The 22,036-nt window shown below is 74.8% G+C and carries 18 protein-coding genes; 8 read left to right on the top strand and 10 right to left on the bottom strand.

The window, feature by feature from the left end; genetic code table 11:
* Positions 1 to 165 precede the first annotated feature (165 nt).
* The gene (locus NHG27_RS13775; RefSeq protein ID WP_497016666.1) at positions 166 to 2,184 is read left to right on the top strand and encodes an ABC transporter ATP-binding protein; all 2,019 of its coding nucleotides are present in this window, start codon (positions 166 to 168) and stop codon (positions 2,182 to 2,184) included.
* On the top strand, positions 2,181 to 4,124 hold the full coding sequence (locus tag NHG27_RS13770; RefSeq protein ID WP_497016665.1) for an ABC transporter ATP-binding protein: 1,944 nt from the start codon (positions 2,181 to 2,183) through the stop codon (positions 4,122 to 4,124). Before NHG27_RS13775 ends, NHG27_RS13770 begins: the two co-directional genes overlap by 4 nt.
* Positions 4,125 to 4,202: 78 nt before the next feature.
* On the opposite strand, the gene NHG27_RS13765 is transcribed toward NHG27_RS13770, so the two are convergent.
* Together NHG27_RS13765 and NHG27_RS13760 are read right to left on the bottom strand one after the other, a co-directional pair.
* A complete protein-coding gene (locus NHG27_RS13765; protein WP_497016664.1) occupies positions 4,203 to 5,375 on the bottom strand; it encodes a winged helix DNA-binding domain-containing protein in 1,173 nt (390 codons plus the stop codon).
* Positions 5,372 to 6,058: an LmeA family phospholipid-binding protein gene (locus NHG27_RS13760; protein WP_193719819.1), complete on the bottom strand. Its 687-nt coding sequence runs from the start codon at positions 6,056 to 6,058 to the stop codon at positions 5,372 to 5,374. Before NHG27_RS13760 ends, NHG27_RS13765 begins: the two co-directional genes overlap by 4 nt.
* A gap of 125 nt (positions 6,059 to 6,183) precedes the next feature.
* On the opposite strand from NHG27_RS13760, the gene NHG27_RS13755 reads away from it, so the two are divergent.
* The 4 genes from NHG27_RS13755 (at position 6,184) to NHG27_RS13740 (ending at position 9,597) form a co-directional block, all read left to right on the top strand.
* Positions 6,184 to 6,966, top strand: coding sequence for an LLM class F420-dependent oxidoreductase (locus NHG27_RS13755; protein WP_193719820.1), 783 nt, complete (start codon positions 6,184 to 6,186; stop codon positions 6,964 to 6,966).
* 138 nt (positions 6,967 to 7,104) lie between these two features.
* Positions 7,105 to 8,346 (top strand): multidrug effflux MFS transporter, encoded by a 1,242-nt coding sequence (locus NHG27_RS13750; protein ID WP_497016663.1) that lies wholly within the window; start codon positions 7,105 to 7,107, stop codon positions 8,344 to 8,346.
* A gap of 83 nt (positions 8,347 to 8,429) precedes the next feature.
* On the top strand, positions 8,430 to 8,801 hold the full coding sequence (locus NHG27_RS13745; RefSeq protein ID WP_497016662.1) for a VOC family protein: 372 nt from the start codon (positions 8,430 to 8,432) through the stop codon (positions 8,799 to 8,801).
* Between the two features lie 19 nt (positions 8,802 to 8,820).
* The gene (locus tag NHG27_RS13740) at positions 8,821 to 9,597 is read left to right on the top strand and encodes a uracil-DNA glycosylase (protein WP_497016661.1); all 777 of its coding nucleotides are present in this window, start codon (positions 8,821 to 8,823) and stop codon (positions 9,595 to 9,597) included.
* Positions 9,598 to 9,615: 18 nt separating this feature from the next.
* On the opposite strand, the gene NHG27_RS13735 is transcribed toward NHG27_RS13740, so the two are convergent.
* From NHG27_RS13735 to NHG27_RS13715, 5 genes are all read right to left on the bottom strand, one after another.
* Positions 9,616 to 9,774 (bottom strand): hypothetical protein, encoded by a 159-nt coding sequence (locus tag NHG27_RS13735; protein ID WP_497016660.1) that lies wholly within the window; start codon positions 9,772 to 9,774, stop codon positions 9,616 to 9,618.
* A gap of 106 nt (positions 9,775 to 9,880) precedes the next feature.
* Positions 9,881 to 13,126: an AAA family ATPase gene (locus tag NHG27_RS13730; RefSeq protein ID WP_497016659.1), complete on the bottom strand. Its 3,246-nt coding sequence runs from the start codon at positions 13,124 to 13,126 to the stop codon at positions 9,881 to 9,883.
* Positions 13,126 to 14,430, bottom strand: coding sequence for an exonuclease SbcCD subunit D (locus NHG27_RS13725; protein WP_497016658.1), 1,305 nt, complete (start codon positions 14,428 to 14,430; stop codon positions 13,126 to 13,128). Before NHG27_RS13725 ends, NHG27_RS13730 begins: the two co-directional genes overlap by 1 nt.
* A 67-nt stretch (positions 14,431 to 14,497) precedes the next feature.
* Positions 14,498 to 14,842, bottom strand: coding sequence for an STAS domain-containing protein (locus tag NHG27_RS13720; RefSeq protein ID WP_193719826.1), 345 nt, complete (start codon positions 14,840 to 14,842; stop codon positions 14,498 to 14,500).
* 119 nt (positions 14,843 to 14,961) lie between these two features.
* Positions 14,962 to 15,456: an aminoacyl-tRNA deacylase gene (locus NHG27_RS13715; RefSeq protein ID WP_497016657.1), complete on the bottom strand. Its 495-nt coding sequence runs from the start codon at positions 15,454 to 15,456 to the stop codon at positions 14,962 to 14,964.
* 166 nt (positions 15,457 to 15,622) lie between these two features.
* Between NHG27_RS13715 and NHG27_RS13710 the strand changes: the two genes are divergently transcribed.
* On the top strand, positions 15,623 to 16,246 hold the full coding sequence (locus NHG27_RS13710) for a hypothetical protein (protein WP_497016656.1): 624 nt from the start codon (positions 15,623 to 15,625) through the stop codon (positions 16,244 to 16,246).
* The gene (locus NHG27_RS13705) at positions 16,243 to 17,403 is read left to right on the top strand and encodes a PrsW family intramembrane metalloprotease (RefSeq protein WP_497016655.1); all 1,161 of its coding nucleotides are present in this window, start codon (positions 16,243 to 16,245) and stop codon (positions 17,401 to 17,403) included. Before NHG27_RS13710 ends, NHG27_RS13705 begins: the two co-directional genes overlap by 4 nt.
* A 25-nt stretch (positions 17,404 to 17,428) precedes the next feature.
* On the opposite strand, the gene NHG27_RS13700 is transcribed toward NHG27_RS13705, so the two are convergent.
* The 3 genes from NHG27_RS13700 to NHG27_RS13690 all read right to left on the bottom strand — a co-directional run bounded on the left by NHG27_RS13700 (position 17,429) and on the right by NHG27_RS13690 (position 21,867).
* Positions 17,429 to 19,213, bottom strand: a complete 1,785-nt coding sequence (locus tag NHG27_RS13700; protein ID WP_497016654.1) for an ABC-F family ATP-binding cassette domain-containing protein — start codon at positions 19,211 to 19,213, stop codon at positions 17,429 to 17,431.
* A gap of 243 nt (positions 19,214 to 19,456) precedes the next feature.
* On the bottom strand, positions 19,457 to 19,963 hold the full coding sequence (locus NHG27_RS13695) for a nucleoside deaminase (protein ID WP_193719831.1): 507 nt from the start codon (positions 19,961 to 19,963) through the stop codon (positions 19,457 to 19,459).
* Positions 19,960 to 21,867: a M15 family metallopeptidase gene (locus NHG27_RS13690; RefSeq protein ID WP_497016653.1), complete on the bottom strand. Its 1,908-nt coding sequence runs from the start codon at positions 21,865 to 21,867 to the stop codon at positions 19,960 to 19,962. Before NHG27_RS13690 ends, NHG27_RS13695 begins: the two co-directional genes overlap by 4 nt.
* Between the last annotated feature and the right edge of the window lie 169 nt (positions 21,868 to 22,036).

Here is a 22,036-nt window from a genome sequence, read left to right as displayed (position 1 = left end):
CGGCAGGCTCACCGGAGCCGACCAGCGCCCGCCCCACCCCACCCGCAGCCGCGCCCGCCCCCTCGACGTGAGCGGCGCCGTCGGGCTGCCCTGCCGCCCGCCGCGCCGTCCGCCGCGGTACGAGGCGCCCACCGACCGTCCCGTCCCACCCACCGGAGGAACCCGATGACCGACGACCCACCCGTGCACCCGCCCACGGCCGGCCCCCGCCGCACGTCCGCCCTCCGGGCCGTGCTCGCGGCCCGCGCCTCGCGCTGGACCGACCTCGCGCAGCTCCTGCCGCAGGCGGGCAGGCCGCTCGTCGCCGCGGCCGCGCTGCTCAACGTCCTGCTGGGGCTGCTGCCGCTCGCGTTCATCGTCCTGGTGGGCTACGTCCTGTACCTCGTCCCGCAGGTCGCGGCCTCCCCCGGGGCCGACGGCGGCAGCGGGCAGGCGGGCTGGTCGGACCTGCTGACCGCCCTCGGCCTCGCCGTCGGCGTGTTCGTCGTCCAGCAGGTCCTCGCCCCGTTCCAGGCGGGCGTGACCGAGGTCATCGCGCGCCGCGTCGACGAGCACTGCATCGACCGGCTCATGACGGCCGCGCTGCACGACGCCCCGCTCGACGCGCTCGAGCAGCCCGAGGCCCTCGACCTGCTGGCCGAGGCGCGCGCCGCCTTCGCACGCCAGGCCCGCCCGCCGGGCGACGCGGCCGCGGCACTGCTGTCGCTCCTGGCGCGCTACGTCCAGCTCGTCGGCGCGGTCGTGCTCGTGGGCATCGTGGTGTCGCCGCTCGCAGGCATCGTGATCGGTGCGACCGCGCTCGCGATCCGGTTCGGGGTCCGCGGGACGCTCGGGAAGTTCGCGGACATGTGGGACTCGCTGGCAGGGTCGCGTCGCAAGGTCTTCTACCTGCGGGACCTCGCCACGGGCTCGCGCGCCGCCAAGGAGATCCGCCTCCTGGGTCTGCTCCCCTGGGTCCGTGCGCGCCTGCGCTCCGACACGATGGCGGCCTACGAGCCCGCGTGGGCCGGGAGCCGCAAGCTCCAGTTCTGGCCCATGATCGGCCTGTCCGGCGTGGGCCTCGTGGGTGGCGCGGTCGTCCTCGTGCTCGTCGCCGACGCCGCGGCGTCGGGCCGCCTGAACCTGTTCGAGCTGGGCGTCGCGCTCCAGGCCGTGCTCATCCCCATGCGGTTCGGCGTGTACTTCCCCGAGGCCGACGTGCAGACCCAGTTCGGTCTGCACTCGTACCACGCGCTGCGCACGTTCGAGCGGCAGATCGCGTCGGCCCGGCCCGTGCGGTCCGCCGCCCCCGTCCCCGTGCGGCGACCTGAGCAGGGCATCCGCTTCGAGGGCGTGCGCTTCCGCTACTCCGACGACACCCCGTGGGTGCTCGACGGCCTCGACCTCGAGCTCGGCGCCGGGCAGTCCACGGCGATCGTGGGCCTCAACGGCGCGGGCAAGACCACGCTCGTCAAGCTCCTGGCCCGGCTCTACGAGCCGACCGAGGGCAGGATCCTGGTCGACGGCGTCGACCTGCGCGAGCTCGACACGCAGGACTGGCAGCGTCAGCTCGCGCTGATCTTCCAGGACTACGTGCGCTACGAGCTCTCGGCCGCCGAGAACATCGGCCTGGGCGCGCCCGCGCTGCTCGACGACCGTGAGGCCATCGAGGCCGCGGCCCGCAAGGCCGGGGCGCTCGACGTGCTGAGCGGCCTGCCGCAGGGTCTCGACACCACGCTGTCCCGCCGCTACCCCGGCGGGCGTGACCTGTCGGGCGGTCAGTGGCAGCGGGTCGCGCTCGCCCGGGCGCTCCTCGCGATCCGGGGCGGCTCGTCCGTCCTGGTGCTCGACGAGCCGACGGCGCAGCTCGACGTGCGCGCCGAGGCCGAGTTCTTCGACCGGTTCCTCGCGACCACGGAGAACATCACGAGCGTGGTCATCTCGCACCGCTTCTCGACGGTCCGCCACGCGGACCGGATCGCGGTGATCGAGCACGGTCGTGTGATCGAGTGCGGCGACCACGTCGAGCTCGTGGCGCTCGGGGGCCGGTACGCCGACCTGTTCGAGCTCCAGGCGCAGCGCTTCCGCGACACGGCCGCCATGGGCGCCGTGCCCGGTCCGCACGCCGCGCCCCAGGGCGAACCCGATCCCGCGGCCGACGCCGCGGAGCCCGTCCCCGCCACGCAGAAGGAGAACGCCTCGTGAAGACGCTGTGGAGCGCCGCGCGCTTCTTCCTCGTCCTGGGCTACCGCACCGACAGGCGCCGCCTGCTGACGGCCGCGGTGCTCATGACCATCGGCTACCTCGCCGCGCCGCTCGTCGGCGTCGCGCTGGGAGCCCTGACCAACGCCGCCCTGGACCAGCAGACCAGCCTGGCGGTCACGCTGGGCGCGGTCATCGCGACGCTCCTGATCTTCGAGCTCATGATGGGGCACTTCGCGCACCTGTACTACTTCGAGCTCGCGGACCTGCAGCAGCTCGAGCTGACCGACGAGGTCGCGACGCTCGCGCACTCCAACCCGCAGATCGACCAGTTCGACCGACCGCGGTTCGCCGAGCTCCTGACCCTGGTCACCGAGGGGCTGCAGCGCGTGCGGTCGGCGCTCGAGGCGACGCTCCAGCTCTCGGGGCTGCTGCTCCAGGTCACCATCACGACGGTCATCCTCGCGATGGTCGAGCCGTGGCTGCTGCTCCTGCCGCTCGCGGCGGTCCCGCCCGTGCTCGTCAACAACCGGGCGCAGAAGCTGCTCGACGCCGCGCGGGACGAGTCGGCGCACGAGATCCAGCTCTCGACGCACCTCGTCTCGCTCGCGACCACGGGCAGCTCGGCCAAGGAGGTGCGCCTGTTCAACGCGCAGGCCCCGCTCGTCGCACGGCAGCGTGCGGCGTGGTCGGCGACGACGGCCCGCCTCTGGTCGGTGCACCGTCGCAGCGCGCTGCTGCGTGCGGCCGGGCAGGCGTGGTTCGCGTGCGCGTACGGCGTCGCGGTGTTCCTGGTCGTGCGCCAGGCCGTGACGGGGTCGGCGAACGTGGGTCAGGTCGTCCTGGTCATCACGCTCGCGGTCCAGGTCAGCGTGCAGGTCTCGGGGGCGCTCGCGCTGCTGGGCACGCTGCAGGGCGTGGGGCGCACGGTCTCGCACGTCGAGGAGCTGCGCGTGGCGGTCGCCCGTCCCGCGCGGTCGTCGTCGGCGGACGCGTCCGAGGCCGTCCCGGCGACCGGCGAGGTGCCCGACGGCGCCACGGCCCCGGGTGCGCCCGGCGCCCCGGTGGACGGCGCCCCGGTGGACGGCGCCCCGGTGACGGCGTCGTCGGGCACGGTCGCGGCCCCCGCGGCCGGTGCTGCCCCGGCGAGCGGTGTGCCCGTGCGGCTCACGCGCGGCATCCGGTTCGAGGACGTGACGTTCACGTACCCGGACACGGACCGCGTGATCCTCGACGGCGTGAGCCTGGACGTGCCCGCGGGGTCGACGCTCGCGGTCGTGGGCGACAACGGCGCGGGCAAGAGCACCCTCGTCAAGCTGCTGTGCGGGCTGTACCGGCCGACGTCGGGACGGATCCTGGTCGACGGCGTCGACCTGCGGGACGTCGACGACGCCGAGTGGCAGGCGCGGACCGCGACCCTGTTCCAGGACTTCGCGCGGTTCGAGCTCACGATCCGCGAGAACGTGGGCGTGGGGCGGCTCGAGTCGCTCGACGTCGACGAGGACCTGTGGGGCGCGCTCGACCGGGCCCGCGCCCGGAGCATCGTCGAGAAGCAGTCGGGCGGCCTCGACCAGCTCCTGGGGCACGGGTACGGGAACGGCGTCGAGCTGTCGGGCGGCCAGTGGCAGACCCTCGGGCTCGCGCGCACGCTGCTGCGCCGCGACCCGTTGCTGCTCGTCCTCGACGAGCCTGCCGCGGCCCTGGACGCGGCGGCCGAGCACGCGCTGTTCGAGCGGTTCGTCGCGACGGCCGACGAGGCCGGGCGGGCCGGGGGCGCGATCACGTGCTTCGTGTCGCACCGGTTCTCGACCGTGCGCGACGCGGACCAGATCGTGGTCCTCCACGCCGGGAAGGTCCGCGAGCACGGCGACCACGCGACGCTCATGGCGCGTGGCGACCTGTACGCCGAGCTGTTCGGCCTGCAGGCCGGCGCGTACGCGTAGCCCCGCGGTGCCGAACCCGAGGTTCGTCAGGCAGCTCACCCTGGTTGCCCGACGAACCTCGGGTTCGGCGCCGTGGCGTCAGGACGGCTCGTGCTCCACGCCCCAGTGGGCCGCGAGCCGGCGCGCCTGCTCGTCGAACCCGCGCTGCTCGGCGGCGGTCAGCGGCCGGAAGATCTGGGTGTCGAGGCGCAGCGTCCGCGCCGTGAGGGCGTGGCGCCAGCGCCCGACGACCCGGCCGTCGACCGCGATCACGTGCAGGAAGGGCGACTCCTCCGCACCGGGCAGGCGCAGCGGGAGCACCGCGGGGGCCCCGGCCGAGAACGGGTCGCGCACCAGGTCGCGGCTGTCCTTGTAGGAGACGAGGTACTCGTCGTACCCCTGGAGCAGGTCGACCTGGACAACACGGCCGTCGGGCGCCGTGATCGGTGGTCCGTCGACGAGCCGCCAGAACGTCAACCCCTCGGCGTCCCCCGCGCCCGCGGCCTGATCGACCTCGGTGCCGAGCAGCGCCAGCCCCTCACGCGTGCGCGTGAGCGTGAGCCCCGACCAGCCCGCGAAGTCCTTGACCGTCGCGAGACCCCGGCTGCGCAGGTAGCGGCGCAGCAGCTCGACCAGGGCCGCGTCGTCGTCGTACGTCGCGCCCAGGGGCCCGTACCCGGCCGGCACGCGCTCGTCGAACGCCGCGTACGTCTGCTGCCTGCCGCGCAGCGCACCGCTGACCAGGACCCCGTCGAGCTCGGCCCGCATCAGCACGTACGTGAACGCGAGGCCGGTCGACGGCAGGCCGCGCTCCGCGAGCAACGCCGCGAGCTCGGCACGCGTGCGGTGGTTCCCGTCGACGACGGCCCCCGCGAGGACGTCGGACGCCGCGGCGTCCTGCGCCGGGCCCCCCAGGTCCGGGTAGTACGGACGGTTGAGGCGGTGCACCCGGGGTGCGGTGAGGCGCAGGAGCCAGCGGGCGTCGTCGGGCAGGACGTGGTGCCACGTGGGGCGCAGGACGTGCGTGCGCAGGACGTCCCCCGCGGAGAACGCGTCCCGCACGGACGCCGCGGACGGCGTGCCGTCCGTCCGCTGCGCGAGCCCCCACAGCGACGGGTGGAACTCCTGCGACTGGACGGCCCCCAGGTGCCCGACGACGTCGCGCACGCCCGGCAGGCCGTCGCCCCGCAGGCGGTGCGCGGCCAGGCGGGTCGCGACGACCGTCGCCGCGTCGGGCGCCCCGGGCCCGGTCACGCCGCCCGCCGGGCTCACGACACCGCGAGGTCCGCGAGCGCGACGTCCTTCCCGGCCAGCTCGACCCGGATCGCGCCGTCGGTGACGCCGACCGAGGTCAGCGTCACGCCCTCGGGGAGGTCGAGCGGGACGGTCAGGTTGGTCACGAGGCGCGCGATCGAGGGCGGCAGGTCGGAGACGGTGACGGTCGCCGGGCCGAGCGTGAGCGCGGAGACGTCGACGGCGATCGTGTTCCCGTCCACGCGCGGCGTGAGCTTCGCCGAGAGGGGCACGCCCAGGACCTCCATGCTCGCGACGAGCAGGTCCCCGTCGGTGCTGAACGCGACCGGTTCGCCGACCGCCTCGCTCACGACCGCGTCGAGCGACGACGGCGCGAGCAGACCTGTCGCCGTCCCGGACTGCACGACGTACGGGTCGCTCGTCCCGACGTCACGGGCGTCGAGGCGCAGGTCCGTCACGGTGTACCCGCCGAACGTCGCCGTGGCCGCCGACCCCGTGACGTGCCCCAGCTCGCCCGCCGCGACCTGCGTCAGGAACGGGAAGCCCAGGATGTCGAGGTTCGCGTCCGTCAGCTCGACGTCCCCCTGCTCCATGGACCGCACCGCGGTCCCCTCGGCGATGCGGACCGTGACCCGGTCGACCACCACGAGCACGAGCACCAGGGCGACGACCCCGCCGACCACCCACCACCATCGCTTCATCCGCCCACAGTAGGTGCCCGCGCTGGGCGCCGCCTGGGCGTTGCGCATCCGTGACCTGCGGGGTAGCGGCCCCGGCCGGGGAGATCACCGGGCGACCAGGGTCGGCGCCCGCCTAGGGTGAGCCCATGACCCGCCCCGTACGCATCGGTGTCCAGCTCCAGCCCCAGCACGCCGACTACCGGCAGATCCGGGACGCGGTCGCCCGCGCCGAGGACGCCGGGGTCGACGTCATCTTCAACTGGGACCACTTCTTCCCGCTCACGGGCGACCCCGACGGCAAGCACTTCGAGTGCTGGACCATGCTCGGCGCGTGGGCCGAGCAGACGAGCCGCGTCGAGATCGGGGCGCTCGTCTCGTGCAACAGCTACCGCAACCCCGACCTCCTGGCGGACATGGCCCGGACGGTCGACCACATCTCGGGCGGGCGCCTGATCCTCGGGATCGGCGCGGGCTGGTTCGAGAAGGACTACGACCGGTTCGGCTACGAGTTCGGCACCGCGGGCTCCCGCATCGCGGACCTCGCGGACGCCCTCCCCCGCATCAAGGCCCGCTGGGCCGCCTCGAACCCGGCGCCGACCCGCGAGATCCCGATCCTCGTCGGGGGCGGCGGCGAGCGCAAGACGCTCCGCGTCGTCGCCGAGCACGCGACGGCGTGGCACTCGTTCGGCGACGCCCCGACGCTCGCCCGCAAGAGCGCGATCCTCGACGAGCACGGCGCGGCCGTCGGGCGGGACACCGCCTCGCTCGTCGAGCGGTCGGTCGCGGTCAACCGCCCGCCCGCCGAGGTCGGCGACGAGCTCGTGGGCCTCGGCGCGACGCTCCTCACGGTCGGGGTGAGCGGGCCCGAGTACGACCTGTCGCTCGTGCAGCAGTGGGTCGCGTGGCGCGACGCGCGAGCCCGCGGCTGACCCGTCTCACCCCTCGGATGCCGTACGGCGTCCGGGAACAACGACCTGGTGGTCGCGGTTGCCGCAGTCATGGCCACCCCACCACCAGCGTCGTCGCCCTCCGCGCCCCCGCGCGCCACCCGGATCACCGTCGGCTTCGTGCTGCTCCTGTCGGCACTCACCGCGATCGGCCCGCTCACGATCGACCTGTACCTCTCGGCCTTCCCGCAGATCGTCACCGACCTCGGCACGACCGAGTCCCGCATCCAGCTGACCCTGACCGCGACGCTCGCGGGTCTCGCGCTCGGCCAGCTCCTCATCGGTTCGCTCTCGGACGCGATCGGGAGGCGGCTCCCGCTGCTGACCGCGCTCTCGCTCTACGTCCTGGCCTCGGTCGGGATCGTGTTCGTCCAGTCGATCGAGATGCTGACCGTGCTGCGGTTCGTCCAGGGCCTCACGGCCGCGGCGGGCATGGTCCTGTCGATGGCGATCGTGCGCGACAACTTCGAGGGCTTCCAGGTCGGCAAGGTCATCGCCCGCCTCATGCTCGTCGTGGGCGTCGCCCCGATCCTGGCCCCGACGATCGGCGCCCAGTTCCTGCGCATGGGCTCGTGGCGTCTGATGTTCGTGGCCCTCGCGGTGTTCGGCGTGCTGCTGCTCGTCCTCGCGGCGCTCCGCCTCAAGGAGTCGCTGCCGCCGTCGATGCGACGCACGGGAGGGACCGTCGCCGCCCTGCGCTCCTACGGCTCGCTCGTGCGCGACTGGTCGTTCTTCGGGCTCGCGCTGCTCGGCGGCTTCTACATGGCCGCGATGTTCACGTACATCTCGGCCTCGACGTTCGTGTTCCAGGAGCAGTTCGGCCTGAGCGCGCAGCAGTACGCCATCATCTTCGGCGCCGGCGCGGTGTCCGTGACGATCGGCAGCCAGGTCAACGGAGCGCTCGTGGGGCGCGTCACGCCCGAGCAGATCCTGCGCGTGATCGTGCCGGTCGGCATGGTCCTGTCGGCCGCGCTGCTCGCCGCGACCCTGAGCGGTGCCGGGCTCCCCGTCCTCGTCGCCCTGATCGTCCTGACGCTCGGCACGGCCGGGTTCGTCATGCCCTCGGTCCCGGCCGTCGCCCTCGAGCGCAACGCGCACCGGGCCGGCAGCGCCGCTGCCCTGCTCGGGGCCATGCAGTTCGGGGTGGGCGCGGGCATCGCGCCCCTGACCGGCCTGATCGGGGGCGACGTCACGATCACCATGGCGGCGGTCATGTTGGGCGTCATCTCGGTCGCGGGCCTGCTGCTCCTGAGCCTGACGCGCTCGCTGCGGGCTGCGCCGGTCGACACGACGGTCCACGCCCTCCCCGCGACCGACGACTCCCCGGCGGACGCGAAGGTCGCGGTCCCGGCCAGCGGGTGACCGCTTCTCTTCGTACCGTGGAGAGGTGCCCCGTCCCCCGCGGGGCACCGCAGGTCAACGACCGATCAGCAGGAGCGACGACCATGGACTGGAAGCTCGAGCTCGTCCCCGTACCCGTGTCGGACATCGACCGGGCCAAGGCGTTCTACGTCGACCAGGTAGGTTTCCACGCCGACCACGACATCCCCGTCAACGACGAGCTGCGGTTCGTCCAGCTCACCCCACCGGGCTCGGCCTGCTCGATCGTCCTCGACGTGAACATGACCGACATGCCGGCGGGCGCGCAGCGCGGCCTGCAGATCGTGGTGCCCGACGCCGACGAGGCCCGCCGGCACCTCCTCGACCGCGGGATCGACGCCCCGCCGGTCGAGGACCTGCCGTGGGGCAGGTTCACGTACTTCGAGGACCCCGACGGCAACACCTGGGCTCTGCAGCAGCTCGTCCCGCAGGCATGACGCGGGCTGCTCGCGCCCGGTGAGCCCCACGCGACGCGACGCGCCTCGCGAGCTGGGCGGCGCCGTCGGGCCCGACGACGGCACGTACCCCCTCCGGGTCCGCTCCGCCGGGAGCATCGCGGCCCTCGACCAGGTGCTCGTGGCGTGCCGGGCGTGCCCACGCCTGGTCGCGTGGCGCGAGGAGGTCGCGACCGTGAAGCGGGCGTCGTTCCGCGACGACACCTACTGGGCGCGGCCCGTGCCCGGGTTCGGCGACGAGCGGGCGGGGGTCCTGGTGGTCGGGCTGGCACCGGCGGCGCACGGCGCGAACCGCACGGGGCGCATGTTCACGGGCGACCGGTCGGGCGACTTCCTGTTCGCGTCGATGTTCCGCACGGGGTTCGCGAACCAGCCGACGTCGGTGAGCGCCGACGACGGGCTCGTGCTGACCGGCATCCGCGTCACGGCTCCCGTGCGCTGCGCCCCGCCCGCGAACAAGCCGACCCCGACCGAGCGCCGGACGTGCGCACCGTACCTGGGGCGCGAGCTCGAGCTCGTCGGGCCACGGGTCGCCGTGGTGCTGGGCGCTTTCGGGTGGCAGGCGCTGCTCGCGACGCTCGACGACCAGGGGTGGGTGGTGCCGCGTCCCCGGCCGACGTTCGGTCACGGGGTCGAGGTGCGGGTCCTCCACCCCGACGGTCGCCGCCTGACCCTGCTGGGCTGCTTCCACGTGAGCCAGCAGAACACGTTCACGGGTCGCCTGACGCCGGAGATGCTCGACGCCGTGCTGCTGCGCGCGCGCGAGCTGAGCTCCTGACGTCACGGGGTCACGGGGTCACGGCAGGCGCGGGCGCATCTCGTGAGCACGCACCGAGACGGCGAGCCGACGCTGCTGCACGACCTGCAGGCGTTCGCCGCCCACGATCCTCAGGGCCTCGCGGCGCGCGATGATCGCCATCCGGCGCAGCTCACGGTCCAGTCGTCGGTCCTCCACGGTGTTCTCCCTCCGCGCCGGCGGCGCCCCTGCGCGTGCCTGCCCCTGGAGGGAGCGGCGGGAGAGCGTCCTGTGACAACGCTGCCACCGACCCGCTCCCGCGCCGTCAGGCTCGCACCGTGAGCGTGCTCGCCCCGTTCGCGAGCCGGCGCACCTCGATGCGTTCCGCGATGGACTGCTTGAGCGCGTCGACGTGGGACACGACGCCGACGACGCGGCCGCCCGCGCGGAGCCTACCGAGCTCGCCGAGCACCGCTTCGAGGGTCTCGGGGTCGAGCGTCCCGAACCCCTCGTCGACGAACAGCGTCCCGAGGTCCACGCCGCCGGCCTCGGCCGTCACGACGTCGGCCATGCCGAGCGCGAGGCACAGCGACACGTAGAACGTCTCGCCGCCCGAGAGCGTGCGCGGGTCGCGCGCCTGCTCGGTGCGGTGGTCGAGGACCTTCATCGCGAGGCCGGTCCGGCGCGTCCGGACGTCCTCCTTCTCGTCGGAGCGTTCGAGCTCGTAGCGCCCGTCGGACATCTCCCGCAGCCGCTCGTTGGCCGCCGCGACGACGTCCTCGAAGCGCCTGACCAGCACGAACGTCGCGAGGGACAGGGCCTTGGCGTTGTCGGTGCCGGACCCGGCGGCGAGCGCGGCCATGCGGGCGACGGGCGCGGCCTCCTCGCGGGCATGGACCCAGGCCGTCAGGGTGGTCTCGATCTCTACGGCGGCGGTCGCGGCAGCGGCGGCGCGGCGTGCGGCCCCGTTGGCCTGGAGGGCCACCATGCGCTCGGCGGCCTCGGCCTGCCCGACGGCGTCGCGCGCCCCGGCGAGGTCGACCTCCACGTCCGCCGGCAGGGCGGCGACGGCGTCCTCGGCCAGCCCGTGCCGGATGCGCTCGGCGTCGGCGTCGACCGTGCGGAGCGTGCGTTCGAGGGCCTCGCGCTCGTCGGCGGGCAGCAGGGCGTCGAGGGCCTCCTGCTCGTCGTCGAACCCGGCCTCGGCGACGACCGTCGCGACCTCCGCGGCGCGCGCCGCCACGGCGTCCGACGCACGGGCCACCGCGGCCTCGGCGTCGAGCAGAGCGCCCACGGCGAGCACGCGGTCGCGGAGCGCGGCGTCGATGACCGCGACGGGGTTCGCAGGTGCTCCGTCGTCGGCCAGCGCGTCGGGGAGGTCGGCGTCGGCGAGGAGCGGGCCGGTCGCGTCGACCTCGGCGGCGATGTCCTGGCGGTCCTGCTCGATCCCCTCCGCGAGGGCGTCGAGCCGGGCGCTCTCTCCCGCGATCCGCTCGGCGAGGGTCGAGGCGAGCGCGGTCAGGGCCGTGGTCTCGGTGTCGAAGGCCGCGAGGTCGGCGGCGGCCTCGGAGCGTTCGGCGACCGCGGCGGACGACTCCGCCACGAGCTCCGCTGCTTCCGCGAGCCGCTCCTGGGCCTGCTCGATGCCGACGCCACCGGCCGTGCGCAGGAACCCGTCCCGTCGTTCGCTGAGCGTCGCGACCTCGGCCGACACCTCGGCGACGAGTCGTTCGGCCGTCCGGCGCGTGGCCTCGGCGGCCTGGACTGCGTCCCTGCCGACGTGCGCGTCGCTCGTGCGGGCGGGAGCCGGGTGCTCGTGAGCCCCGCAGACCGGGCACGGGTCCCCCGGTGCGAGGTCCGCGGCGAGCTCGCCCGCGATCCCCCCGAGCCAGGCCGTGCGCAGCGCGTGCTCGGTGTCGGACGCGTCGCGCGCTGCCGCGACAGCGGCCTCCTGGCGGGCCTGCGCGGCGCCGAGGGCCGTGGCCGTCTCGGCGGCCTGGCGAGCGGCCCGCTGGACGGACTCCGCCGCGAGGACCTTCTCCTGCCGTTCGCCGAGGCGTCCTGCGACGTCGGCGAGCGCGTCGCGCCGGGACTCCCGCTCGGCCCGCTGCACGGGGCGCGTCTCGAGGTCGGCGAGCACCCGACCGCGCTCCTCGCGGTCACGCTCGACGTCCTTGCGACCGTCGACGAGCTCTCGCTCCCGGACCGGCAGCGACTCCCCGACGGGCAGCAGCCGGGCCAGACGCGTGCTCGCGGCCGCGAGGCTCGACCGCAGGACCTCGAGCGCCGAGACCTCGGCCGTCGCGAGCGCCTCCGGTACGTCGGTGCGCGCGAGCAGGAGGCGTTCGTGCGCCGCGGTGCGCTCCTGGGCGGCGCGTCGGGCGCCGTCGAGCACGGGCGCCACGACCGCCGCGCGCTGCGCGGCCGCGAGGACCTGCCGGTCGGTCTCCACCTGGTCCGCTGCGGCGTTCAGCGCGGCCTGCTCGGCGAGCAGGGCGTCGCGGCGCGCGATCGCGGCGCCGAGCGTGCGTGCGGCCTCGAAGGCGTCGCGGGCCGCGACGAGTGCGGCGTTGGCCGAGATCTCGCGGGCACCGAACTCGTCGGCGGTCCGTCGCATGGCGGTGACGTGACGGTGGACGAGCGTGCGGACGGACGGCGCACCCGCGGCCTGGTCCTCGCCGACCGCCACGGCCGCGCCGGGCCCAGCCGCCGCGAAGAGGTCGCCGAGGCCGTCCGTCGGCAGCCCGTGGGAGGCGTCGGGAACCGCGACCTCCGGCCCGTCCGACGTGTCGAGCGGCCCGGCGAGGCGGGCGTCCTCGCGCGCCGCGTCGCGCAGCGTGGCCGCGGCCTCGCTCGTGAGCCCAGCAGCACCGACGAAGTTCTCGACGGCCCCGGTCGCGGCCGCCCTCGCGGCGGACACGGACCCCTGGGCCTCGCGGTTGAGCGCGGCGAGCTCGCTCTGCACGCGGTCGTAGACCTCGGTGCCGAACACCTTCTGGAGCAGGCTGCGACGGTGCTCGGGGTCCGCGCGCAGGAAGCTCGCGAACTCTCCCTGCGGCAGCACGATGGTCTGGACGAACTGCCGACGGTCGAGGCCGACGGCCCGCTGGATCTCCAGCCCGGCCTCGTCGAGGCGCGTCGAGAGGAGTTCGCCGGGCACGTCCTCCGCGCTGCCCCCTGCTGCCGCGAGCGCCGCCAGGTCAGCGCCCGCGAGCCGCCAGAGCCTGACCCCGGCCTGCTGCGTCGTGGTGCCCGTGCCGCGCTTCTTGGCACGCTGGAACTCGGGGGTCCGGCGCACGCGGTAGACCCCGGAGCCGGTCTCGAAGACGAGGTCCACGAAGGACTCGACGTCGGGGCCGGCGTACGCCGAGCGCAGCCGGTCCTCGCTCGCGGCCTCGGACGCGACCTTGCCGTACAGCGCGAACACGACGGCGTCGATGATGGTCGACTTCCCGGCCCCCGTGGGGCCTTCGAGCAGGAAGATGCCCGAGGTCGCGAGCTCGGCGAAGTCGATCACGTGCCGACCGGCGAACGGCCCGATCGCCTGGAGGGTCAGGGTGTGCAGGTGCATCAGGCGCTCCGCTCGCTCGCGAGGGCCCGTTCGAGCGCGGTGCGCAGCGCGGCTCGCTCGGCCTGGTCGGGGCCCGCCCCCGTGACGTGCTGGACGAACTCGTGGGTCACCTCGAGCGGGTCCCGCCCCTGCCCGACGACGGAGATCACCTCGCGCTCGGCCGTCACCGGGGGGCGGTGCTGGACCTGGAGCGCGTGCGGGAACCGGGCGCGGACGCGCGCGTACATCTCGGTGGGCCGGGCCGGGTCGGTGACGAGCACGCGCAGCCAGTCGTCGGTGTGCGCCTCGCCCGCGGCACCGAGCAGCTCGTCGAGCGTCCCGCTCACCTCCGCGAGACGACGCGGGACCGGCGCCGCGAGGAGCTGCGTCCGGGCGTCCCCGGTCGCGTCGAGGTCGACCAGCACGGTCGACTTCTTCTGGTGCATCTCCGAGAACGAGTACGCGAGGGGCGAGCCGGAGTAGCGGGCCACGGTCGCTGCGCCGTCACCCTGACCAGTGGTTTCACGTGGAACACGGCTCGGAACCGTGACGGTCTGCGGGCCGTGCAGGTGACCGAGGGCGACGTAGTCCACGCCCGCTCCCGCGAACACCCCGGCAGGGACCGAGTCGACACCGCCCACCCGGATGTCCCGCTCGGACTCCGAGGCCAGCCCGCCCACGACGAACGAGTGCGCCACGACCACGTTGCGCAGCCGCTCCCCGCCCACCTCACGACGTCGCGCGACGTCCGCCGAGACCCGCCGCATCGCGGCGGCCGTCACGGCCTCGTGCGATCTCGGCAACGGGCCGTGCCCCGGAGGCGCCCCGTCCACCGTCTCCGCGCCGGGGCCCGCGTGCCCGGCGGACGCGTCACCGCACCCGCACCCGTCCGCGAGGTCCCACCGGACGGCGTCCGGGTCGAGGTAGGGCAAGGCGTAGACCGCCACGCGCCCACCCGGACCACCGCGCGACGCGGGGTCCAGGACGACGGGCGTGCCGACGTCTGGCACACGGGTGCGGAAGTGGACGCCCGCCCGCATGAGCGAGGCACCGAAGCCCAGCCGGATCGCCGAGTCGTGGTTGCCCGGCGTCAGCACCACGTCCGCGTGCTCGGCGAGCCGCGCGACGGTCTCCGAGAGCAGGGTGACCGCGTCCACGGGCGGGATCGCGCGGTCGTACACGTCGCCCGCGACGACGACCGCCCCGACCCCCTCCGAGCGGACGACGTCCACGAGGTGGTCGAGGTACGCAGCCTGGTGGTCCAGCAGGTCGACGCCGTGCAGCGAGCGACCGAGGTGCCAGTCCGAGGTGTGCAGGATGCGCATGCCCGAACGGTAACGGGAGGCACCCACACGTCGTGCGATCGAGGACCGCAGCGATGACGCCTGAGCGCTACGACCCCGCTGCGGCCGTCCGCACGACGGGGATGGTCCCGCTCATGCCGATCATCTCGAGCAGGTCCTCGAGCGAGCTGGTCGGGTCCTGGAGCACGACGGCGCGCCCGTCCTCCGTCCCCAGCATGTAGACCTGGAGGATGAAGGCGATACCGGACGAGTCGATGAACGTCACCCGCCCGACGTCGATCGTCACCGGCCCGGGGTGCGTCAGGACCTGCGCCATGGCGTCGCTCGCACGGTCCCGCAGCGCGGCGTCGATCTCTCCCCACAGGGTGATGAGGGACCCCTCGGGGGTCGCCTCGAAGCTGATGCCGGCGTCGTACGTACTGGGGATGGTCATGCTCTTCTCGTGCTCCGTCAGTCGGTGAGGGTGGCCTCGCGGACCGTCCTCCTGGTCAACGATCGGGCAATGAAAGGTGTTCCCGGGACCGGGATCCGTGGGGGTCAAACCCTGTGAGGTTAGACCGGCTCGGTCACGTCCGCGACCTGCGCGGCCAGTGCTGTGGCGAGACTCGCACCGTCCACGGTCGCCGCGACCCCGTGCGCACCCGCTCCGATCGACACGAGCGGGGACACGCTTCGCCCGCCCTCCTGCTCGCGGTGGACCACCAACGCGTCGGCGACGACGGGCCAGGCCGTCGTCGCACCGAACGGCGTGATGGTGCCGCGCTCGTAGCCCGTGACGTCGCGAGCCACGTCCTTGTCCGGCATGGACAGGCGCGAGACCCCCAGCAGAGCCCTCAGCTTGGGCCAGGAGATGGTCCGGTCGCCCGGGACCAGGACGAACAGGTAGTCGTCGTCGCCGCGGCGCACCACGAGGGTCTTGACGATGTTCGCCGGTTCGATGCCACGTGCCCGGGCGGCCTCCTCGAGCGACCCCACCGGTCCGTGCCGGGTGATCGTGAACTCGAGCCCGGAGGCTTCCAGCGCGGCGCGTGCCCGCTCTTCGCTCATGCCCCGACCCTAGGTCTCCTCGTCGACTCTCACCTCGCGAGACGCGCGACCGCCACGTGTCGTCCACGTCACCTCCTCCCGACGTCCCCGCCCGGCCCCGGTCGCGCACGGCCCGGCCCGGTGCTTGCATCGAGGGACGTCGAGCAGACCCGTGCGAAGGAGAGCGATGCAGCCCGAACCGCCCCCGCTGCTGCGGCCCGAGCGCCGTGGGCGATCGGGCATGGACCGGGTGGGCTCGGTCGCGACCGCCGTCGTGCTCCTCGCCCTGGTCGCCCTGTGGCTCGTCCCGACGGCCGTCGACGAGGGCACCCCCGCGACCACGACGGAGATCGCGGCGGGCAGGGTCGTGACGGTCTCCGACGGCGCCTCGACCGCGACCGTCCGGTTCCCCGCCGGCTGGTCCACCGCTGCCGACATCACGTCCGGGGACGCGAGCGAGTCGACGTTCGAGGGCGGCAGCCTCACGGTCGAGCGCCGGGGCGTGGAGGTCCAGATCGAGGTCGTCTCGGGCGTCGAGAACCCGAACGTCTTCTTCACGCGGCGGGCCCGGCTCGCCGAGCTGACCACGGGCACGACCTTGTACGACGCGCGGATCGTCTCCGAGGGCGACCCCGCGGAGGTCTCCGGCGTGTTCCGGTCGGACGGTCCGGCCGCCGCGTCGCTCACGGTGAAGGCCACCCCGCAGCATGCCCAGGGTGGCGTGTCGATCCTCGCGTCCGGGACGTCGTCGGACCTGCAGGCCCAGGCCGAGGCCGTGGCGGCCCTGGTCGAGGCGGTGACGATCTCATGACCGACCCGGTCCGCAACGTCCCCGTGGTCCTGCCCGCCGCAGGAGCCGCACGACGCAGCCGCGGCCTGTTCCCCCGCTACCAGTGGGCGACGTGGCTCTACGGGGTGTGCCTGGTCGTGACCGGCTTCTCGATGCTCCGGACCGCCCGTGGGGACCTGTACCTGACCCCCGAAGGGCTGGGGATCGGGCTCCTGCTCGCGGCCCTCGTCACGCTGCTGCTCACGGCGATCGTCCGACGGCTCGACCTGTTCGAGGACGAGCCCGGGCCCCTGCTGCTCGCGGCGTACGCGTGGGGATTCGTGGTCGCCCCGACGATCGTCGCGGTCGCGAACGACCACCTGATCGCCGCCCTCGAGCGCGTGGGCCTGGCCTCCTGGTCGGCGGCCCTCGTCGGCCCGACGGACGAGGAGCTCGTCAAGGTCCTCGGCGTCGTCCTGGTCCTGTACGCGGGACGCGCGCACGTGACCAGGCCGCTCAACGGTCTCGTCTACGGAGCGATGGTCGGGCTGGGGTTCGAGGTCAGCGAGAACGTCAGCTACGTCGTGCAGGGCGCGATCATGGACCCGAGCTCGGACGTCGTGGGCGCGCTCCAGGTGGGGCTGAGCCGGGTCCTGGTCGGGTTCGGTGCGCACGTGATGTTCAGCGCGATCGCCGGGTTCGGCATCGCCTACGCGCTCACGGCGTTCCGTGCCTCCGCGGCCCGGCGCGTCACCGTGGCGCTCGGGGCGTACCTGCTCGCGTGGGCCCTGCACTTCGCGTGGAACGCCCCCGAGGTCTTCTTCCCGTCGTCGGAGGCCGGCGCCTTCGCGGCGGTCGTCCTCAAGTACGTGGTCCTGGTCCTCGCGTTCGTCCTCGTCGTCCGGTACGCCCGGCGCATCGACCACCGCTGGTTCGAGGCAGTCCTCGCCGACCAGCCCGACGACGTCGTCACCCCCGGCGAGATGGTGGCGCTCCGGTCCCTCCACGCGCGACGGGCGGCCCGCAAGGCCGCTCGCCGTGCGGGCGGACGGGCCGAGGGCCGACGCCTCGCGGACCTCCAGGAGGCGCAGCTCCGGCTCGCGACGCTGCTGGGCCTCCACCCGGACGGGTCGCCGCCCGTGGAGGTCCAGAAGGAGGTCGTGCGGGAGATCCGCGCGCAGCTCCTGGTGCCGGTGTAGCCGCACCGGCAGCCCGACCGGCTCGTCAGCCGAGGTGCACCACGTCACCCTTCCAGCCCCGCCGCAACCACCGGTCGTGCGACGCGACGACCACCGCTCCCGGCCACGTCTCGACCGCGGCCATGAGCTCCTCGGCGAGCGCGAGCGACACGTGGTTGGTCGGCTCGTCGAGCAGCAGCACGTCGGGGGCCTGCGTGACGAGCATCGCGAGCACCACCCGCCGCCGCTGGCCCACGCTCAGCATCCCCAGGGGCCGGTCCAGGTCGCGCGGCGCGACGAGCCCGTGCGCGTTCACGAACGGCCGGTCCGCGGGGTCCTGTCCCGTCACGAGGGCGAGCAGGTCGCGCGGGGTGCGTGCGTCGTCGTGCAGGCGGACGTCCTGCTCCAGGAGGGCGACCTCCACGCCCCGCGCACGCCCCACCGTGCCCGACGACGGCAGCAGGTCCCCCGCGAGCACGTGCAGCAGCGTGGACTTGCCGGACCCGTTGGCCCCGGTCACGAGCATCTTGGCGCCGGGCGCGAGGTCGATCGACGGCACCCCGGCGGCCCGCAGGTCGAGGCGAGGTCGGCCGGGCGACGCGTCGTCGGGCGCGGTCGCCCCTCCCTGCACGACGACGTCGCGCGCCCACAGCGCGAGGCCGTCGGTCCCGTTCGCCGCGCCCCGGGATCCCCGCCGCCCGCCCGAGCGGCCGGGGGACGAGCTCGTGGCCCGCTCGCGCACCAGGTGCGGTGGCGCGAACCGCAACGGCTCCGGCGGCTTGCGCACCTGCTCGGCCTGCAACGTGTCGAGGCGCTGCTGGGCGTTGCGCACGCGCCGCGAGACCTGCGACTGCACGCGCTCGCCCTTGGCGTCGTAGAGCAGCTTGGACTGGTTGCCGCGCTCGCGGTCGTGCGAGACGTTGCGGGCCGTGGTCGCGACCGACCGGCGCAGCGCCTTGAGCTCGTCCTGCTCGGCCGCGAACTGCTGCTCCCAGCGGGCGCGCTCGACCCGCTTGGCCCGCAGGTAGTCGCGGTAGCTGCCCGCGTACAGCGTGCCGCCCGTACGGCCCGCGGAGCTGGCCTCCTGCGAGGGGTCCAGGTCGAGGATCTCGGTGCAGACCTCGTCGAGGAACACCCGGTCGTGGCTCGCGAGGAGCACCGCCCCCGGAAGGGCGCGCAGCGCGGACGCGAGGAACTCGGCGGCCTCGTCGTCCAGGTGGTTGGTCGGCTCGTCGAGCAGGAGCGCGCCGGGCTGGCGGATCAGGAGCGCCGCGAGGCCCAGGCGCGTGCGCTGCCCGCCCGAGAGCCGGGAGACCAGCCGGTCGCGGTGGATCACGTCGAGCCCCAGGCCCGCGAGCGCCCGGGCGGCGCGGGCGTCGGCCCCCCACACGTCCGACTGCTCGGCGCGCGCGAGGGCCAGGTCGTAGGCCGCGGTGAGGGCGTCGACGGCGTCGGGACCGGCCGGGTCCGTGCCGCTCGCCGGTGCCGACGGTCCGGCGAGCGCCGCGGCGGCCGACTCGAGCTCGCGCTCGATCTTCCGGACCCCCGCGAGGGCGTCCTCGACGACCTGGCCGACGGTCGTCGTCGGGCCGTAGGGGAACTCCTGGTGCAGGTAGCCGAGGTCCGGCGGGCGCGTGACCACCCCGGAGTCGGGGTCCTCGACCCCCGCGAGCAGGCGCAGCAGCGTCGACTTGCCGACGCCGTTCTCGCCCACCAGTCCGGTCCGGTGACCGGGGTCGACGGCGAGGCTCACCCCCGCGAGGACCGTGCGGTCGCCGTACGACCGGGTCAGGTCGGTGGCGGTGAGGAGGGCTGGGGAGGCGTGGGGCATGGGATCACCTGACGAAGAGGGCGCCGTGGCGGCACGGAGGCTGCCGGCCGACGTCGGGTGCCGTCGAGGCACGACGGCAGGCCGTCATGCCGCGGGGCGGCGTCGGGGCGCGAGAAGAAGGGGGGCTCGCGGGCAGGCTCAGATCCACATGGTCGCCAGCCTACGGGTCGCGGACCCTGGTCGCGAGCAGATATCCGCCCCGAGGCCCCCACCGCGCGGCCTCCGCGCACGCCTGGTGGCGGGCTAGGCCTCGGTCACGCCCAGCAGGCGGGCGTGGAGCGCCCGGACCTCGTCGGTGAGCGTCGGCTCGGGCCCCGACACGGGGATGCCGGGGGCCACCACGTGGACAGGCAGCGGCGCGACCGGGCCCGGCAGGAAGCCCCACTCCTTCCTCCAGCCCGCGAGCTGCTCGCTGCTCGCCGCGTACACGATCCGGCCCAGCCCGACCCAGGCGTGCGCCGCGCTGCACATGGGGCAGTGCTCGCCCGACGTGTAGACGGTGGACGCCCGTCGCTGCTCCGGGTCGAGGTGCTCGGCGGCCCACCGGGCGAGGGCGAACTCCGGGTGCTGGGTCGCGTCCCCGCCGGCCACCCGGTTGCGGTCGGCGCGCAGGACGACCCCGCCGGGGTCGACGAGGAGCGAGCCGAACGGCTCGTCGCCCGCGTCGAGCGCCTCGCGTGCCAGGTCGACACAGGTGCGGAGGAAGGCGTGGTCGTCGGCGCCAGGGCGCTCGACGGTCGGGGTCGTCATGGCTGCGGCGTCGATCCTGTCGTGAGGTCGGTGGTGGACGTCCCCAGGTCCGTCGGTGGCTCTGTCGACCCGTCCGACCCGTCCGACCCGGTCGGGGTCGGGTCGGGGGTCGTCGTCGGGGGTGGGGTCGTCGGGGTTGTCGTCGGCGGTGGCGTGGTCGGCGGTGGCGTCGTCGGGGTGGTCGTCGGCGGTGGCGTGGTCGGAGGCGGCGTCGTGGTCGGAGGCGGTGTCGTCGGAGGCGGTGTCGTCGGCGGCGGCGTCGTCGGCGGAGGGGTCGTCGGCGGCGGCTCGGTCGGCACCGGCGTGGTCGGCGTCGGGGTCGGCACGGGGCTCGGCGGCACCGCCGGGGCGACGGGTGTGGACGGGACGGCAGGCGTGTCCGGGACGGGCGGCGCCGTCGGGGTCTCCTCGGCTCCCGGCGTGTACCGGTCCGGCATGGCCCCCGCCGCGTAGAACTCGAAGTGCCACGGCTCGGGCTTGCGACCGTCCGGGCGGGCCCACGAGGGGTTGTCCCAGCCGTACTCCGGGGCGTGCAGACGCATCCACCGGTACTCGGCGCTCGTCCCGTTCGACACCGGCGACCCGACGTCGATCGCGAGGCCCCACCCGTGCTGCGACGTGCCGGGCACGGCCGCGAGGAACGGCTTGGCGGCCTTGACCGCGACCTGCGCCCCGTAGCTGCGGTACGAGTCGGTGATGCGCAGCGGCTTGCCGAACGCCTTCTGGTACTCGACCGCGAGCGCGTCGAGCTGCTCGGCCGCGTCGCACCGGAGGCTGTGCGCGGGAGCGAACGCGAGCGGGCAGAGCACCGAGTCCGGGAGCTGGCCGTTGGCGTACTGCGCCGTGCTGCCGGCGTACCGCGCGACCGCTGCCGCGAGCTGGTCGGCGAGGGTCCCGCCTGCGGGGACGACGCCGTCGGCCGGGACCACGCCCACGGCAGCGAGCGCGTAGGCGGGGCCCATGAGCTCGGCGAGCTGGGTCGCCGCGGCGACGACGTCGTCGATCGTCACCACGCCGGCATGGTCCGCGGACTCGTCGTCGGTCGGGGCCTCGTCGTCGACGGGGGCCTCGGGGTCGACGGGCGCAGCCGGGTCGACGCCGGGGTCGAGAGGCGCAGCCGGGTCGGCGGGGGCGCCGGGGAGGCCGGACTCGGGGTCGTACCCGTCGGCGGCCCCCGCTGCGGGGGCCTGATCGGCCGCGCCCGACGGCGGGACGCCGGCCGGGCCCGTCGCGGCGCCCGGCTCGGGGTCGGTGGCCAGGGCATCGGCTGCCCCGCCACCCGCTCCCGTGGTGACGTCGACCGGGTGCGCTGCGGGTTCCGCGGCCGCGAGGTCGTCCGTCCCGGGAGACGTGGGCGCCGTACCGGTCGTCGGTGGAACGGCTCCCCCGGCGGCACCGGGATCGACGGCCCCCGACCCTCCGGGGACGGACGGCGCCTGCGGCGCGAGGGGCGCGGGGACCGGAGGGGTCTCGGCGAGGCCGTCGTCGGGAAGCCCGGAGAGGTCGTCGCCCCCCGGAGCGCCCGGCGTCAGGGGCGCTCCCGGCGCCGCGGGCGTCTCGCCGGACGCCACGACCTGCTGGGCCTGGTAGGTGGCGAGCAGCATCCCGAGCTCGGACCTCGCCTGCAGGACGACCTCCGAGACCGCCAGGTCGCTCCCGAGCACCTCGTCCGACTGGTCGAGCATCCGGACCACGCGGTCGAGCTGGACCTCCTCGCTGGGGGGCTCGTAGGCCGGGGCACGCAGCCCGAACGCTGCGCCCGCGACGGGCTCCTCCGCGACGTACTGCACCGACCACGCCTCGCGGTGCGTCAAGGACGAACCGACGAAGCCGACCGTCATGACCGACCCCAGGACGAGGGTCGACGAGAGGATCAGGGGGACCGCCCGGGCCGACCGGGACACCCGGTGGCGCGGTGGGGCGGGCGGCGGCGCGGGAAGGCTCTCGGGGAGGGTCTCGGGGGCCGGCGCGGGCGCCGACGGATCCTCCGTGCCGGCTGCGTCATGACGCGCTCCAGCTCGACCCGCCGGGCGGCTGGCACGCACACGGTGCGTCGGCAAGGTCACCACGAGA

This window comes from Oerskovia sp. 140933 (assembly GCF_059651515.1).
Note: the sequence above shows the minus strand (reverse complement) of the source record. Positions and strands in the feature narration are given on the sequence as shown.

Bases quoted from the DNA above. Each gene is read 5' to 3' on its own strand.
- NHG27_RS13695 (WP_193719831.1), bottom strand. From the start codon at position 19,963: ATGACGACCCCGACCGTCGAGCGCCCTGGCGCCGACGACCACGCCTTC.
- NHG27_RS13745 (WP_497016662.1), top strand. From the start codon at position 8,430: ATGGACTGGAAGCTCGAGCTCGTCCCCGTACCCGTGTCGGACATCGAC.
- NHG27_RS13760 (WP_193719819.1), bottom strand. From the start codon at position 6,058: ATGAAGCGATGGTGGTGGGTGGTCGGCGGGGTCGTCGCCCTGGTGCTC.
- NHG27_RS13705 (WP_497016655.1), top strand. From the start codon at position 16,243: ATGACCGACCCGGTCCGCAACGTCCCCGTGGTCCTGCCCGCCGCAGGA.
- NHG27_RS13715 (WP_497016657.1), bottom strand. From the start codon at position 15,456: ATGAGCGAAGAGCGGGCACGCGCCGCGCTGGAAGCCTCCGGGCTCGAG.
- NHG27_RS13775 (WP_497016666.1), top strand. From the start codon at position 166: ATGACCGACGACCCACCCGTGCACCCGCCCACGGCCGGCCCCCGCCGC.
- NHG27_RS13755 (WP_193719820.1), top strand. From the start codon at position 6,184: ATGACCCGCCCCGTACGCATCGGTGTCCAGCTCCAGCCCCAGCACGCC.
- NHG27_RS13730 (WP_497016659.1), bottom strand. From the start codon at position 13,126: ATGCACCTGCACACCCTGACCCTCCAGGCGATCGGGCCGTTCGCCGGT.
- NHG27_RS13720 (WP_193719826.1), bottom strand. From the start codon at position 14,842: ATGACCATCCCCAGTACGTACGACGCCGGCATCAGCTTCGAGGCGACC.
- NHG27_RS13700 (WP_497016654.1), bottom strand. From the start codon at position 19,213: ATGCCCCACGCCTCCCCAGCCCTCCTCACCGCCACCGACCTGACCCGG.
- NHG27_RS13725 (WP_497016658.1), bottom strand. From the start codon at position 14,430: ATGCGCATCCTGCACACCTCGGACTGGCACCTCGGTCGCTCGCTGCAC.
- NHG27_RS13710 (WP_497016656.1), top strand. From the start codon at position 15,623: ATGCAGCCCGAACCGCCCCCGCTGCTGCGGCCCGAGCGCCGTGGGCGA.